This is a genomic window from Mesorhizobium sp. LSJC269B00 (assembly GCF_000502815.1).
Taxonomy (GTDB): domain Bacteria; phylum Pseudomonadota; class Alphaproteobacteria; order Rhizobiales; family Rhizobiaceae; genus Mesorhizobium.
This window is the reverse complement of sequence record NZ_AYVN01000004.1, coordinates 270,912-286,054: the sequence shown is the minus strand read 5'-3', so window position 1 is coordinate 286,054 and position 15,143 is coordinate 270,912. Positions and strand designations below refer to the sequence as shown.

The window sequence follows — 15,143 nt, the reverse complement described above, 5'->3', positions numbered from 1 at the left end:
GATTTGGAACTGCAACGACAATGGGAGAATGACATGAAGACTGTTCTGAAACTGGCGCTCGGCGCGCTTGTCTCGATGAGTATGCTGGCGGGCGTCGTGCAGGCCGCGGGCCTGAAGGACCCGAAGGATGTCCGCATCACCTTCGTGGTGCATGGCTCGGCCTCCGATCCCTACTGGTCGGTGGTCAAGCGCGGCGTCGACGATGCGGCGGCGCTCACCGGCGCCAAGGTCGAATATTATGCGCCGCAAGTGTTCGACGTGGTCGAACAGGCCCGCCTGCTCGACGCGGCCATCGCCACCAATCCCGACGGCATCGCCGTCTCCATTGCCGACGCCAATGCGCTTGGTAAATCGGTCAAGGCCGGCCTTGCCGCCAACATTCCGATGGTCGTCCTGGATTCCGGCGAGAAGGAAGGCGCCGAACTCGGCACCTCTCTCTACGTCGGCACAGTCTCCGAATATGATTCCGGCAAGAAGGCGGGCGAGCGGCTGGCCAAGGAAGGCACGCTCAAGGTCGTCTGCATCAACCACGAGGTCGGCAATGTCAGCCTCGACCAGCGCTGCCAGGGGTTGAATGACGGGCTGAAGCCGTCAGGCGGCGGCACCGAGGTGCTTACCGTGTCGCCCGATCCGGCCGACATCCAGCGCCGCACCGAGGCCTATCTGTCGGCGCATCCCGACACCCAGGCGGTGTTTGCGCTCGGCGCCACCGCCGCCAATCCGCTGATCCCGTTCTTCCGGCAGAAGGAACTGTTCGGCAAGATCAAGCTCTACACCTTCGACATCAGCCCCGAAGTCCTGGATTCCGTCGTCGCCGGCGAAATGGGCTTCGGCATGGACGCCCAGCAATATCTGATGGGATACCTGCCGGTGATCTATCTGGTCGAGCATGCCACACATGGCTTCTGGCCGCAGAACAACGCCTACACCGGGCCGCTGTTCATCGACTCGCCCGACAAGGCCAAGGCGATCCTGGCGCTCGCCAAGGACGGCATCCGCTAAGGCAAGACCAAAACGGATCGGGGAGCCGCCATGCGCTCCCCGTCTCTGGTCGAGATTGCGAAGTGAGCGATTGGGGAGCCTAATGGCTGTTGTGGAAGACAAGGCGATACCTCCAGAAGCGCCGGCCCCCGGGGTACTGGGCAAGGACCGTTTCGGCATGACGTCGAAACGGGCTGCCGGCACTGACGAGCGGCTGGCCAGCACCGGCCGGCTGACGCAATGGCTGCGCCGGCCCGAAGCCGGTGCCGCCGGCGGCCTCATCGCCACCGTCATCATCTTCGCCCTGCTGCCGGGTGCGTCGAACCTCTATTCGCTACAGGGGTCGATGACCTTCCTGACGCTGGCAGCCGAACTCGGCATCATCGCCACGGCCGCAGCCCTTCTCATCATCGCCGGCGAGTTCGATCTCTCCGTCGGCTCGATGGTCGGCTTCGCCGGCGTCGTCATCGGCCTGACCGTCAAATACTGGGGCTTGCCGCTGTGGGGCGGCATCGCCTGCGCCTTCGCTGTCGCCATCCTCACCGGCTACGTCAACGGCCTGATCGTGGTGAAGACCCGCCTGCCCTCCTTCATCGTGACGCTGGCGTCGCTCTACATCCTGCGCGGCCTGTCGATCGGCATCACCCGCGCCGTCACCGGCCGCACGCAGATCCCCTACATCCTCGACGGCGCGCCGGACCCGGCAACCGCGGGCCTGTTCAACGGCCATCTCCTGACCGGCTTCTTCCAATGGATGGGCACGCAAGGTTGGATCGCCACCCGCACCGACGGCATTCCCTTCGTCGTCGGCATTCCGATGTCGATCGTCTGGTGGCTCGGACTGACAGCGCTTGCCGGCTATGTCTTGACCCAGACCAAATACGGCAACTGGATCTTCGCCACCGGCGGCGACCTCAATGCCGCCCGCAATGTCGGCGTGCCGGTCGACCGGGTTAAGATCGCGCTGTTCATCTACACCGCCTGTGCCGCGACCTTGCTTGCCACCATCCAGGTGATGGAGGCCGGCTCCGCCGACACCACGCGCGGCCTGCTCAAGGAATTCGAGGCGATCATCGCCGCGGTCATCGGCGGCGTGCTGCTCACCGGCGGCTACGGCACCGTCTATGGCGTGCTGTTCGGCGCGCTGATCTTCGGCCTGGTGCAGATGGGCATCTTCTACACCGGCATCGACACCGACTGGTTCAAGGTCTTCCTCGGCATCGTCATTTTGATGGCCGTGCTGGTCAACAACTACATCCGCCTCAAGGCGCTCGGACGCGGAGGCGGCAAATGACCTACCCAAACCCGTCCCCGGCCATCCAGCCAGCCATGGAATTGCGTGGTGTGTCGGTCAATTTCGGCTCGGTGCGCGCGCTGCAGGATATCGACATCAAGGTCTATCCCGGCGAGGTGCACTGCTTGCTGGGCGACAACGGCGCCGGCAAGTCGACGCTGATCAAGGTTCTGTCGGGCGTGCACCGGCCGACCAAGGGCGAGATTTTCGTCGACGGCAAGCCCGTCACGTTCCGCAGCCCGCGCGACGCGCAGGACCTCGGCGTCGCGACGGTCTTCCAGGACCTCGGCATGATCTCGCTGATGTCGATCACGCGCAATTTCTTCCTCGGCCGCGAGCCGACCAGAAGCCGCCTGCCCTTCTCGCGCTTCGACAAGGAGCGCGCCAACACAATTGCCCGCCAGGCGATGGCCGATATCGGCATCGACGTGCGCGACCCGACGCAGGCCGTCGGCACGCTGTCGGGCGGCGAGCGCCAATCGGTGGCAATCGCGCGCGCAGTCCACTTCGGCGCAAAGGTGCTGATCCTTGACGAGCCGACCTCGGCGCTCGGCGTGCATCAGGCGGCCATGGTGCTGAAATTCATCATCGAGGCGCGCATGCGCGGGCTGGCGGTGATCTTCATCAGCCACAACATCCACCACGCCTACCCTGTCGGTGACACTTTCACGCTGCTCAACCGCGGCCGCAATCGCGGCACATACGCAAAGTCCGAGATCTCGCGCGACGAGGTGATTTCCATCATGTCGGGCGGCGAGGATCTGAAGGCGGTGGAAGCTGAGATTGCCGGGCTGTTGGCGCAGATCGGCAATCGGCCGGCCGCCGCACCCTGAGCCTGGAACACTTTGCAGAGAGTTTTAGCAGCATGAGCAGGATACGGGTTGGCGTTATCGGCGCCGGCATGATCTCGCAGGTCGAGCATATTCCGAATCTGTTGCGGCTCGGCGACCTGTTCGAACTGGTCGGCGTCGCCGACCCGTCAAGGATTTCGCGGGAATATGTCAGCGAAGTTCACGGCATCGCCAATTTCGAAACGCCGGAGCAACTGTTCGACCATAAGCTCGACGCCGTCGTGATCGGCTCGCCCGACCCGCTGCATCAAGAGCAGGTGCTGGCCGCACTGGGGCGCGGCCTGCATGTCTTCTGCGAAAAGCCGCTCTGCTATTCCCCGGCGGAAATCGCCGAGATCATCGCCGCGCGCGATAAGGCCGGCAAGGTCATGCAGGTCGGCTATATGAAGCGCTTCGATCCGAGCTACCGGCTGGCGCTGGCCTCGCTGCCCGGCACGGCAAAGACGTTGCGGTCCGTCTCGGTCGAGGTTAACGATCCCGATGCCTGGCCGTTCATCGCCCACCAGCGCTACAAGCGCGGCAACGACATTCCCGAGGAGCTGATTGCCGCCGCGCAAGCCAGGCAGAAACAACAGGTCGAACGCGCTATCGGCCAGCCTTTGAACGATCTGGCTTTCCGTGGATTTACCGCCGCTTACAGCTCCGCCTTGATTCACGATGTGAATGCCGTACACGGCCTGCTCGACGCGCTCAGCGTGCCGGATGGCGAGGTCGTCGGCGCGCAGATCTTCGCCAATGGCGATGGCGGCCAGGGCGCAGTAAAACTGCTCGACGGCCAGGCGCTGTGGACGATGACGCATCTCACCGTGCCGAAGCTCGCCGACTACAAGGAACGCATCACGCTGTTCTTCGACGCTGCCAGCCTCGAGCTCGAATTCCCCTCGCCCTGGCTCAACCATCACCCGACCCGGCTGACTGTGAAGACCTCGGACGGCCACACACTGTCGACGAAGGATCTGCGCGCCGGCTACGGCGAAGCCTTCGTCGAGGAACTGCGCGGCTTCTGGGGTGCGATCGTCAATGGCGACGAGGTGGTCAACCGCCCCGAGCACGCCGCGCGCGACCAGGCGCTGCTGATCGCGCTGACCAGGCAGCATTTGGCCACTTCGCAGGCCGGCTGAGCGCTCGCAGGATGTGTTGAGATTCAGGTCAGGCCGCGCCGAAAACATTGGGTTCGAGAACCGGAGCGGAGCGTACTTAAGTACGTGAGCACCGGAAGCGCAGAAAGCCGGCGTTTGCAGGCCCGCCTCACCTGAATTTCAGCACATCCTACCGGGTGTTGATGACGCCGTCTGTATTGGCGAGCAGCTTGCGCACCGCGTTGCGGGCCGCCTCCGGCCGCTGCAGGCGGATGGCCTTCTCGATCGCCTCGTGCAGTTGCTGTGCATGCTGCAGATCGTCGAGTTCGCGCGTCGTATAGGTGAACAGATGATCGAAGGCGGATTCGATCAGCACGCCGAGCGGCACCAGCAGGTCATTGCCGGAGGCACGCAGGATGGCCAGATGGAAACGTGTGTCGGCGCGCGTGCGCTCCTGCAGGCTCGACGCCTCGCCCATCTCGCGGCAGGCCTGGCTGATCTCGGCCATCTGCTCCTCGGTGCGTCGCATGGCTGCGAAGGCAGTCGCTTCCGGCTCGATGATGTGGCGGAATTCCTGCACCGTCTTCAGGAACACCTCACGGTCGGGCGCGGTCGCGTACCAGGCGAGCACATCGCGATCGAGCAGGTTCCAGCGCTCCCTGGGCTCCACCCAACTGCCGATCTTGGGGCGCGACGCCAAAAGGCTTTTGGCCATCAGCATCTTGATCGCTTCGCGCACCGCAGAGCGACTGACGTTGAAGGTTTCGGACCATTTGGCTTCATTGGGCAGGATGGTGCCTGGCGGATAGTCGCCGCGCACGATCCGAAGCCCGATTTCGCTGGCCAGCGAGGCATGCACGCTGGTGCCGGGCATCCGGGTGGCGTCAGCCCGGCGAAGGGTCGCCGGGCGCTCGCCGGATGCCGCCTTTTCAGGCTTCTTTCCCTTATTCGGCTTTCCGTCCCTCATGCGTCCACAAAGTCCGGATTTCGAAAGCTGTCAAGCAAAGGACGGGACGTTGACGGCAAAGCCTGCGGCTGTGCACAGATCAGGTCGCAACCTTGCCCCCGGCCGTCCTATTTGACGTATTTGCGCCAGCTGTGCTCGGGACGGAAGCCGAGCATGTCCCTGGCCTTGCGGTTCGAGAGCAGCGTTTCATATTCGCCGAGATCCGCCTTGACCGGCACGTCGGGGTAAAACCGCTTCAAAAGTTCGGCCGTCGGCAGGTCGGACGAGGTGTCGTCATTGGCGGCGTTGAACACCTGGAAGCCGAGCCCGTCCGTTTCAACGGCGCGCAGCGTGATCTGGCCGAGATCGCGCGCGTCGACATAGCTCCAGGCGATGCGCTTGCGAAAGCCCGGATCGGCAAACCACTTCGGAAACAGCGAATATTCGTGCGGTTCGATGACGTTGCCGATGCGCAAGGCATAGATATCGGTGCCGTTGCGCTGCGCAAAGGCGCGCGCCGTGTGCTCGTTGACGACCTTGGACAGAGCATAGCTGTCCATCGGATCGACGTCGTATTCTTCGTCGAGTGGGAAATATTTGGGATCGCGCGGCTCGTTGGCGAACACCACGCCGTAGGTGGTCTCGCTGGACGCGATCACCACCTTCGGGATGCCGAGCTTCACCGCCGCCTCGATGACGTTGTAGGTGCCCATCGCATTGATGCGGAACGCCTCATTGTCGGTCGTCATCATGATGCGCGGTATGGCGGCGAAATGCACCACGGCATCGACCGGCTGCGGGCGCAGCGACGGATCGAATTCATGCAGGCCCATATAGCTCGACAGCGCGTTGAACACCTGGCCGCTGTCGGTGATGTCGGTGATCAGCGTGCGCACCTTGGGATTGTCGAGCGGCCTGGTGTCGATGTTGAGCACCTGGCAGCCCTGTTCGACCAGATATTGCACGACATGGCGACCGGCCTTGCCGCTGCCGCCGGTGAACATGATCCGCTTCGTCATTTTCGTCTCCAATGCCTAGGATTTCCGTGTATTGTCAGACAATATGGCATTCCGCAACCACCCTCGCCCGCCACACGGCGGCGCCCACTATCAATCATCGCAACAGGACTTCAAGACATGACCACGACCGCCGCGAGCGAAAAGATCGGCTTTATCGGCCTTGGCCTGATGGGGCACGGCATTGCCAAGAACATCGTCGACAAGGGCTATGGCCTGACCTTCCTCGGCCGCAAGAACCGCAAGCCGGCGGAGGACCTGATTGGCCGGGGCGCCAAGGAGGCGGCGACTTCGCGCGACGTGGCGGCGGCGTCCGACATCGTCTTCATCTGCGTCACCGGCTCGCGCGAAGTGGAAGCCATCATCCGCGGCCCCGGCGGCCTCAAGGAGGGCTTGAAGAAGGGTTCGGTCGTCGTCGACTGCTCGACCGCCGATCCGGTCTCGACGGTGGCGCTGGCGGCGGAACTGAAGGAGATCGGCGTCGACTTCGTCGATGCACCGCTCAGCCGCACCCCGAAGGAAGCCTGGGAAGGCACGCTCGACGCCATGGTCGGCGCGCCCGACGCGCTGTTTGCCCGTGTGAAGCCGGTCATCGAAACCTGGGCCGGCCGCATCGTTCATATTGGCGATACAGGTGACGGCCACCGCATGAAGCTGCTCAACAACTTCATCTCGCTGGGCTATGCCGCGATCTATTCCGAGGCGCTGGCGCTGGCCGAAAAGGTCGGCATCTCGCCACCGCGTTTCGACAGCGTCATCCGCAACGGCCGCATGGATTGCGGCTTCTACCAGACCTTCATGCGCTGGACGCTGGAGGGCGACCGCGACGCACATAAATTCACCATCGCCAACGCCTTCAAGGACCTGACCTATCTGGAATCGATGGCGGGCGCGGCCGGCATCGCCAACCCGCTCGGCAACGCCACCAAGAACTCCTTCGCCGGTGCCCATGCCACTGGCCCGGCCGAGCAATTCGTGCCGATGCTGGCGACATATATCGGCAAGGTCAACGGCGTCGACCTGATGCCCAGCAAGGATGGCAAGAAGCAGACGATTTGAGGTGGCGAAAAGCCTGTGTCAGCGCCTCGACCGGCCGATAACATCGTCGGTGTTGGCGAGCAGTTTGTGCACCGCATTGCGCGCGGCCGCAGGACGCTGCAGGCGGATGTTCTTCTCGATCGCCTCATGCAGCGCCTGCGCCCGCCGCTGATCGCTGGTCTCGCGTGTGACGAAGACAAAGAGATGATCGAGCGCCGACTCGATCAGAACGCCAAGCGGCACCAGCAGATCGTTGCCCGAGGCGCGCAGTATGGCGAGGTGAAAACGCGTATCGGCGCGGATACGCTCCTGCAGGTTCAGAGCCTCGCCCATCTCACGACAGGCCTGGCTGATCTCGTCCATCTGCTCGTCGTTGCGCCGCGTGGCGGCAAAGGCCGACGCTTCCGGCTCGATGATGTGACGGAACTCCTGCACCGTGCGCAGGAAGGCTTCCCGGTCCGGCCCGGTCGCGTACCAGGCCAGCACATCGCGGTCGAGCAGGTTCCAGCGTTCCCTGGGCTCGACCCAACTTCCGATCTTGGGCCGTGAAGCCAGCAGGCTTTTGGCCATCAGCATCTTGATGGCTTCGCGCACCGCCGAACGACTGACATCGAAGATCTCGGCCCATTTGGCCTCGTTGGGCAGAATGGTGCCGGGCGGATAATCGCCGCGCACGATTCTGAGGCCGATCTCGCCGGCCAGCGAGACATGGACGCTCGCTCCCGGAAAATGCGCGGCACCGGCCCTGCGCATGACAGCCGGACCGCGGCTGGCTTGTGCCTTGGCCCGCTCGGTTCGCTTCTTTGATTTCTCGTCCGGCATTCACGTTCCAATGCGTCGGCCGTCTGCGTCCGGACTGGTCCGAACCTGCACGGCGCGCCGATCTCGTTGCCGAAAATCCAAACTACAGACGCGTCAAAGCCGGAGCCTGCTGCCCCAACCGTTGCGTCCGTCCGGGAAGAGACGGGGCGCCCGTCAAAGGGCGCCCCGAAATCGAGAACCTACTTCTGGATGCAGGTGTCGACCGTGTCCTTTGTGCATTCGTCGAGGCCGGTGAACACCGGATCGGCGACGGCCTTGCCTTCGACCAGATCGATCATCACCGACGGTGCCTTGTAGCCCATTTCGAACGGCCGCTGACCGACCAGAGCGGTTACAAGGCCGTCACGGGCGATCGCCACTTCATCGCCGATCGTATCGGCGGCGCCGATGACGAAGTCGTTGCTGGCGATGCGGTCCTTGAGCGGCCCGAACAGGTCGCGATAGGGCTGCGGTGCGCCAAACAGCGGCCAGCCGCCCATGATGCCGAAGGCGTCGAGCTTGGGATTGGCGGCGAGGATGTCGGTCATCGCCTGCACGCCCTTGGCGCCGTCGTCATTGGTGAACACCGGGCAACCGGCGACTTCGGTCCAGCCGCCTTCGCCGGCAAGTGCCGCCAGGCCTTCCTTGCCCGACAGCGCGTCACGCATGCCCTGCGCGCGGCGCAGGATGTTGTCGGCCGCGGGATTGCCTTCGATGGTACAGATCGTGCCGCCGTTCGGCTTGCCCTTCTTGATGTACTCGCCGATCTTGTGACCCATCAAATAGTTGTCGGTGCCGAGATAGGTCTTGCGCAGCGCGGCATCTTCCTTGCTGAGATCGGCGTCGAGCGTCATGATCGGGATCGTCGGATTGGCGGTCTTGATCGTCTGAGCGATCAGCGGCGCGTTGGATGGCGAAATCGCCATTGCCACCGTGTCGGCCTTGCTCAGCATGTCCTGAACGATCTGCGCTTCGCCGGCCTCGTCGGAGGTCGATGCCGGGCCGGTGTAGAAGCATTCATATTCCGAGCTTGCATTTTCCTTGTTCCATTTCTCGCAGCCCTGGTGGATGGCTTCGAAGAATGGATTGTCGAGACCCTTCACCACGATGACGAGCTGTTTCTTGGCCAAAGCCGGCCCGGCGCCCAGCGCCATGGCGGCGACGGCGGCGAGCAAAAGTGTTTTCCTCATGTCAGTCCTCCCTTGAAACAGACGGACACGGCGTGCCCGCCACACAGATCGACCGGATGCTTAATGACCGAGGTTCGTTTCACGAGCACTCGTGTCGCCAAGACAGATCGATAAGCATTTCCAGATGCGGCATTGGCCCGGCTCAACACAAGGGTGGCGCCGCAACCTCGACCGATAAACCTCCGCCGATTCCGCCCGGCTAACCGCCAGCGGCATCGGCATAATCTCCTCCGACGCTTAGCTAATATCGGCTTGCGGCCAACGTCAATGCTATTTGTCCTACAAAACGGATTTTTGGATAACCAACGCTTCAATTCGTCCGACAATTGATTGACGAGCGCCGGCTTTTGCGTAAAAGAACGCTGACGCTGTTTCCGGGAGGAGATGGGGAGAGCGGGGCCAAAGCAGCGCCGGCATTCACGCCGGGAACAGCAGCGGGTCGCAAAACACGGGGAGGCAAAGACTGGTGGCGGTTCTCGAACTCACCAATATCTCGAGGCATTTCGGCGCCATCCAGGCGGTCAACGACGTATCGCTGTCGATCGAGCCCGGACAGGTGGTCGGCCTGATGGGCGACAACGGCGCCGGCAAGTCGACACTGGTCAAGATGATCGCCGGCAATTTCCGCCCCAGCCATGGCGTCATGCGCATGGACGGCAAGGAGTTGATCCTGCACAAGCCGGCGGAAGCTCGCCAGCACGGCATCGAGATCGTCCACCAGGACCTGGCGCTGTGCAACAATCTGACCGCCGCCGCCAATGTCTATCTCGGCCGTGAATTGCGCCGGGGCCTCGGCCCTTTACGCATCCTCGACTATGCCGCCATGTACAAGCGCGCCGGCCAGCTCTTCGCCGAGTTGAAGTCCGAGACCCGTCCGCGCGACCTCGTCAAGCAGATGTCGGGCGGCCAGCGCCAGGCAGTAGCGATTGCCCGCACCATGCTGTCGCAGGCCAAGATCGTGTTGATGGACGAACCGACGGCCGCGATCTCGGTGCGCCAGGTCGCCGAAGTGCTGAACCTGATCCGCCATTTGCGCGACCAAGGCATCGCAGTGGTGCTGATCAGCCACCGCATGCCTGACGTGTTCACCGTCGCCGACCGCGTCATCGTCATGCGGCGCGGCCGCAAGGTCGCCGACAAGACGATTGCGTCAAGTTCGCCCGAGGAAGTCACCGGGCTGATCACCGGCGCCATCGAACAGGTTTGATCTCAGCGAATTTCACCACGCACAGCACATGAAGGTCGACGATGGCACTGACAATTGACCAGCCGATCGAACAAAAGCAGCAATCCTTGCCGGCAAGACTGTTTGCCAGCCAGACCTTTTGGGTGGTGATCGCGGTCATCCTGGCCTGCCTGTTCCTGTCTTTTGCCACTGACGCCTTCGCCACGTCGAAGAACCTGTACAACATCACCCGCAACATCACCTTCGTCGCCATCATCGCGCTCGGCATGACCTTCGTCATCATCACCGGCGGCATCGACCTGTCGGTCGGTTCGGTGCTCTGCCTGTCGTCGATGGTGCTGGCCGTCACCATGCATGCCGGCTACTCCATAGAAGTCGGCATCCTCGCCTCGATCGCCACTGCGCTCGCCATAGGCGCCTTCAACGGCATCATGATCGCCTATCTCGGCTTTCCACCCTTCGTGGTGACGCTCGGCATGCTGTCGATTGCCCGCAGCCTCGCCATGGTCGCCTCCAACAACACTGTCGTCTTCCAGTTCGGCCCGGATCACGACAAGCTTCTGGCGCTGGGCGGCGGCGCCTGGGTGTTCGGCATCGCCAATCCGGTCCTCTACATGATCCTTCTGGCGCTGATCACCGGATTCACGCTGCGCTGGACCAAGTTTGGCCGCCACATCTTCGCCATTGGCGGCAATGAGCACGCGGCGACGCTGACCGGCGTTCCCGTCAAGCAGATCAAGGTCGCCGTCTATATGATCTCGGCGCTGGCGGCGGGCATTGCCGGCATCATCCAGACCGGATGGCTGGGCGCCGTCACCACCAATCTCGGAACCGGCATGGAACTGCAGGTCATCGCCGCCACGGTCATTGGCGGCGCCAATCTCGCCGGCGGCGTCGGCACCGCCTTCGGCGCCATTGTCGGTGCCGCGCTCATCGAAGTGATCCGCAACAGCCTTGGTCTGCTCGGCATCAATGCTTTCTGGCAAGGCGTGTTCATCGGCGGCGCCATCCTGCTCGCGGTGCTGTTCGACCGGATCCGCAACTTCAGGCGCAATGACTGAATGTTTTTGGACTGAACCTTTCGGCTGGAAACCGTTGCCTTGACATCGAAATCCCTGTTCGAGCTCAACGGCCGGCTGGCGCTGATCACCGGCTCCGGCCAGGGCATCGGCCTGGCGCTGGCGCGCGGCCTTGCCGAGCATGGCGCAAGTGTCGTGCTCAACGGCCGCGATGCCGGCAAGGTTGCCGGTGCTGTCGCCGGCTTGCGCGACGCCGGCTTCAAAGCGCACCCCTCGACCTTCGACGTGACGGATTTTCGCGCGGTCGATGCCGATGTCGCCCGCATCGAGGCCGAGATCGGCGCCATCGACATCCTGATCAACAATGCCGGCGTGCAGTTCCGCGCTCCGCTCGAGGACTTTCCCGAGGAGCAGTGGGAGCGGCTGTTCAAGACCAATGTCTCCGGCACCTTCCATGCCGGCAAGGCGGTCGCCCGCAATATGATCGCGCGCGGCAAAGGCAAGATCATAAACATCGGCTCGGTGCAGAGCGAACTCGCCCGGCCCAACATCGCGCCCTATACGGCGACCAAGGGCGCAATCCGCAATTTGACCAGGGGCATGTGCACCGACTGGGCGAAATACGGCTTGCAGATCAATGCCATCGCCCCCGGCTATTTCCGCACCGAGATGAACCAGGCGCTGGTCGACAACCAGGAATTCTCCGCCTGGCTGGAAAAGCGCACGCCGGCCGGCCGCTGGGGGTATGTCGACGAACTGATCGGCGCCGCCGTGTTCCTCGCCTCCGACGCCTCATCCTTCGTCAACGGCCATACGCTTTATGTCGACGGCGGCATGACGGCCTCGGTTTGACGGGAAACCCTATCGCTCAGTCTGAAAATCCACCACTGCCGCCGGCAGCACACAGCGGCTTTCGCCCCGCGCCTTGACGCGACCCCGAACTCAGCCGCACAATCCCGTTGCAGGCGAAGGGAGGCCAGTCGTCTGCGGGAGGTATAACCCATGACGGACGCGATCAGGCTCTATTGGGGCCGGTTCGGACATGTTTCTGTCCTGAATGTCGCCAGCGACTTCGTCACCCATGCGCATGTCGAGGCCCACATCATCATCTGGCTGGAGGGCACGGCCGGCGAGATGACCGTCGGCCGCGAGACGGTGCCGCTGGGTCCCGGCACCGCCGCCGGCATCAATTCCTACCAGCCGCACAGCCACATTCTGTCGCAGAACGGCAGGCCCGGCCTGTTCCTCGCTTTCTACATCGATCCGGATTGGGCGCGCCGGCGCCGCGACCTGCCTTCGTCGGCGCCGTTGTTTGCACAGGCTGCGATCACGCTCGAACCCTGGCTGCACCAGGCCGCCGCCAACCTGCTCGACCATTTGAGCGATAATGAAAGCATCGACGACGTCGCCAATTACGAGATCGAGCGCTTCATCGATAGCCTGCTCGACGCCGCCGACGCCTCGGCGCCGCGGGAGGCGCGCATCCGGGTCAACACAATGCAGGATTTCCGCGTCCGCAAGGCAATCCAGCTGATGAAGGCCAATGTCTGCGAACGCATCTCCTTCGACGACGTCGCCCGCAGCGTCGGCCTGTCGCGGCCGCACTTCTTTGCTTTATTCAAGGAACAGACCAATCTGACGCCCAATGTCTACTGGAACACGCTGCGCATGGAGGAAGCCGTGCGGCAGCTGCAGTGGTCGCAGGAGCCGCTGATCTCGGTCGCCTGCAATCTCGGCTTCACCACCCAGGGCAATTTCTCGCGCTTCTTCCGCGACCATGTCGGCGTGCCGCCGACGCTTTACCGCGAAGCGGCGCGTGCCATGGCCTGAACGGGCCGTTCTTTTTCAGACTCCTTGATAGGGCCGCAAGACCCATTGATAAGCGCAACGCCGGCCGCCGCCCTACCCTGCAGCGTATCGAATTCGTAGGGGAATGATCATATGGCTGAAGTCACCGTCTCCAGCGTCATCGACGCGCCGGTCGAAAAGGTCTGGGCGCGCATACGCGACTTCAACGGCCTGCCGGGCTGGCATCCGCGCATGGTCAAGAGCCATATCGAAGACGGCAAGAGCGCCGAAACCATCGGCTGCGTGCGTAATTTCGAGCTCGCCAGCGGCGCGCGTATCCGCGAGAAACTGCTCGACTTCTCCGATTCGAATTTCCGCGTCAGCTACTCCATCCTGGAGACGCCGCAGCCGCTGACCAATCACAAGGCAACGCTGCAATTGCGCCGCGTGACCGACGGCGACCGCACCTATGCTGAATGGACCGCAACTTTCGACGCGGCGCCCGAAGAGGCCGACAAGATCGCCGCCGGCATGGCCGCCAATGTCTTCCAGGGTGGCTTCAATGCGTTGAAGAGCCATTTTTCTGGCCAGAGCTGAGTCAGGGGAGACTGCCATGGCGCTTGCCCTCCAGACCTTTTCGGCCGTCAGGGATGCCAACGCGGCGCTGAAGGCGCCCGGCACCCGCTATCTCGGGGGCGGCACGCTGGTCGTGCGCGCCGCCAATGAAGGCGATGTCTCCGTCACCGGCCTCGTCCGCTCGACCGATCCGACCCTCTCCGGGATCACCGTTGCCGGCGGCAAGGTCCGCATAGGCGCTTCGGTGACGATGGCGGCTATCGCCCGCCATCCGGAGCTTGCGGCGCTGTCCAAGGCCGCACGCGCCGTCGGCGGCCCGGCAATCCGCAATATGGCGACTGTCGGCGGCAATCTGTTCGCACCCGCGCCCTACGGTGATTTCGCTGTCGCCCTGCTGGCGTTGGATGCGACGGTCGGCACCGATGATGGGGAATTGCCTATCGAGGATTTTCTGGCCAGGCGGGACGACAGCCGCGCCATCGTCACATCAGTCGCCTTCGCGTTGCCGAAGGCCGAGAATTTCCGCTTCCTGAAAGTGTCGCGGGTCAAGCCGAAGGGCGTCTCCGTGCTCAGCATCGCCGCCGTTCTCGAACAGGCCGGCGACGGCACTGTCTCCTCGGCGCGGATCGCGCTCGGCTGCATGGCAGACCGGCCGATGCGCGCCCGTGCTGCGGAAAAGGCACTGATCGGCAGCAGGCTCGAGCAGGACGGCGTCGCAGCGGCGCTGGCTGCAGCCGGTGAAGGCACCTCGCCAATCACCGACCCGATCGCCAGCGCCTGGTATCGCGCCGAGGTTCTGCCGGTCCATCTCGGCCGGCTGCTGCTTACTTAACCACCGCTTGGGGGGCGCGCGTCTGTCCGATCAACCGGGCAGGCGCGCTGGGAGGAAAACATGGCAAAGGTTCCGGTTCAGTTCACGCTCAACGGCTCGGAGAAGGCCGAATTTGTCGACAGCGGCACGACGCTGCTGCACGCGCTGCGCGACAAGATCGGCGACACCTCGCCCAAGGGCGGCTGCCACCAGGGCACCTGCGGCGCCTGTTCGGTCATCATCGACGGCGAACTCCGGCTCTCTTGCCTGACGCTGGCCGAGACCTGCGGCGGCGCCGACATTCGCACCACATCGGGCCTCGCTGAGGCCGGCGTCCTGCATCCGCTGCAGCGTGCCTTCCTCGACGCCTTCGCCACACAATGCGGCTTCTGCACGCCGGGCATGATCATGGCCGCCAAGGTGCTGCTTGACCACACGCCCAATCCGAGCCGCGAGGATGTGGTCGAGGCGCTGTCCGGCAATATCTGCCGCTGCACCGGCTACGAGCCGATCATCCAGGCGGTGCTGACCGCGGCCCGAGCCAATTCGCAGAACGCGGCCTAAGGA

General features: G+C 63.6%; 16 protein-coding genes. 12 read left to right on the top strand and 4 right to left on the bottom strand.

Going from position 1 to position 15,143, the window contains the following annotated elements:
• The first annotated feature begins 33 nt into the window (after positions 1-33).
• The 4 genes from X771_RS152635 (at position 34) to X771_RS152650 (ending at position 4,247) form a co-directional block, all read left to right on the top strand.
• Positions 34-1,002 carry a sugar ABC transporter substrate-binding protein gene (locus tag X771_RS152635; RefSeq protein ID WP_023687959.1) on the top strand — a complete coding sequence of 323 codons (969 nt, stop codon included), beginning with the start codon at positions 34-36 and terminating at the stop codon, positions 1,000-1,002.
• Positions 1,003-1,084: 82 nt separating this feature from the next.
• Entirely contained in the window at positions 1,085-2,275 is a 1,191-nt protein-coding gene (locus X771_RS152640) for an ABC transporter permease (RefSeq protein ID WP_023829208.1), read from the top strand.
• Positions 2,272-3,108 (top strand): ATP-binding cassette domain-containing protein, encoded by an 837-nt coding sequence (locus X771_RS152645; protein WP_023712088.1) that lies wholly within the window; start codon positions 2,272-2,274, stop codon positions 3,106-3,108. Before X771_RS152640 ends, X771_RS152645 begins: the two co-directional genes overlap by 4 nt.
• A gap of 32 nt (positions 3,109-3,140) precedes the next feature.
• Complete coding sequence (locus X771_RS152650) at positions 3,141-4,247, top strand: Gfo/Idh/MocA family oxidoreductase (protein ID WP_023687957.1); 1,107 nt, start codon at positions 3,141-3,143, stop codon at positions 4,245-4,247.
• 148 nt (positions 4,248-4,395) lie between these two features.
• Here the strand turns inward: X771_RS152650 and X771_RS152655 are convergent, their stop codons facing one another.
• Complete coding sequence (locus X771_RS152655) at positions 4,396-5,172, bottom strand: FadR/GntR family transcriptional regulator (RefSeq protein ID WP_023687956.1); 777 nt, start codon at positions 5,170-5,172, stop codon at positions 4,396-4,398.
• A gap of 107 nt (positions 5,173-5,279) precedes the next feature.
• The gene (locus X771_RS152660) at positions 5,280-6,170 is read right to left on the bottom strand and encodes an NAD(P)-dependent oxidoreductase (RefSeq protein WP_023687955.1); all 891 of its coding nucleotides are present in this window, start codon (positions 6,168-6,170) and stop codon (positions 5,280-5,282) included.
• Between the two features lie 117 nt (positions 6,171-6,287).
• Between X771_RS152660 and X771_RS152665 the strand changes: the two genes are divergently transcribed.
• Positions 6,288-7,226, top strand: coding sequence for an NAD(P)-dependent oxidoreductase (locus X771_RS152665; protein WP_023687954.1), 939 nt, complete (start codon positions 6,288-6,290; stop codon positions 7,224-7,226).
• Between the two features lie 18 nt (positions 7,227-7,244).
• Here the strand turns inward: X771_RS152665 and X771_RS152670 are convergent, their stop codons facing one another.
• Both X771_RS152670 and X771_RS152675 read right to left on the bottom strand, forming a co-directional pair.
• Positions 7,245-8,027, bottom strand: a complete 783-nt coding sequence (locus tag X771_RS152670) for a FadR/GntR family transcriptional regulator (protein WP_023673051.1) — start codon at positions 8,025-8,027, stop codon at positions 7,245-7,247.
• A gap of 179 nt (positions 8,028-8,206) precedes the next feature.
• The gene (locus X771_RS152675; protein WP_023673050.1) at positions 8,207-9,196 is read right to left on the bottom strand and encodes a sugar-binding protein; all 990 of its coding nucleotides are present in this window, start codon (positions 9,194-9,196) and stop codon (positions 8,207-8,209) included.
• Positions 9,197-9,611: 415 nt separating this feature from the next.
• Here X771_RS152675 and X771_RS152680 point away from each other — a divergent pair, with 415 nt between their 5' ends.
• From X771_RS152680 to X771_RS152710, 7 genes are all read left to right on the top strand, one after another.
• Positions 9,612-10,403 carry an ATP-binding cassette domain-containing protein gene (locus X771_RS152680; RefSeq protein ID WP_245259973.1) on the top strand — a complete coding sequence of 264 codons (792 nt, stop codon included), beginning with the start codon at positions 9,612-9,614 and terminating at the stop codon, positions 10,401-10,403.
• Between the two features lie 41 nt (positions 10,404-10,444).
• Entirely contained in the window at positions 10,445-11,443 is a 999-nt protein-coding gene (locus X771_RS152685) for an ABC transporter permease (protein ID WP_023673048.1), read from the top strand.
• 39 nt (positions 11,444-11,482) lie between these two features.
• Complete coding sequence (locus X771_RS152690; RefSeq protein ID WP_023804920.1) at positions 11,483-12,253, top strand: SDR family oxidoreductase; 771 nt, start codon at positions 11,483-11,485, stop codon at positions 12,251-12,253.
• A gap of 150 nt (positions 12,254-12,403) precedes the next feature.
• On the top strand, positions 12,404-13,231 hold the full coding sequence (locus tag X771_RS152695) for an AraC family transcriptional regulator (RefSeq protein WP_023687952.1): 828 nt from the start codon (positions 12,404-12,406) through the stop codon (positions 13,229-13,231).
• Between the two features lie 111 nt (positions 13,232-13,342).
• Positions 13,343-13,786, top strand: coding sequence for an SRPBCC family protein (locus X771_RS152700; RefSeq protein WP_023687951.1), 444 nt, complete (start codon positions 13,343-13,345; stop codon positions 13,784-13,786).
• 16 nt (positions 13,787-13,802) lie between these two features.
• Positions 13,803-14,597, top strand: a complete 795-nt coding sequence (locus X771_RS152705; protein WP_023687950.1) for an FAD binding domain-containing protein — start codon at positions 13,803-13,805, stop codon at positions 14,595-14,597.
• Positions 14,598-14,657: 60 nt separating this feature from the next.
• Entirely contained in the window at positions 14,658-15,140 is a 483-nt protein-coding gene (locus tag X771_RS152710; RefSeq protein WP_023673043.1) for a (2Fe-2S)-binding protein, read from the top strand.
• The last annotated feature ends 3 nt before the right edge of the window (positions 15,141-15,143 follow it).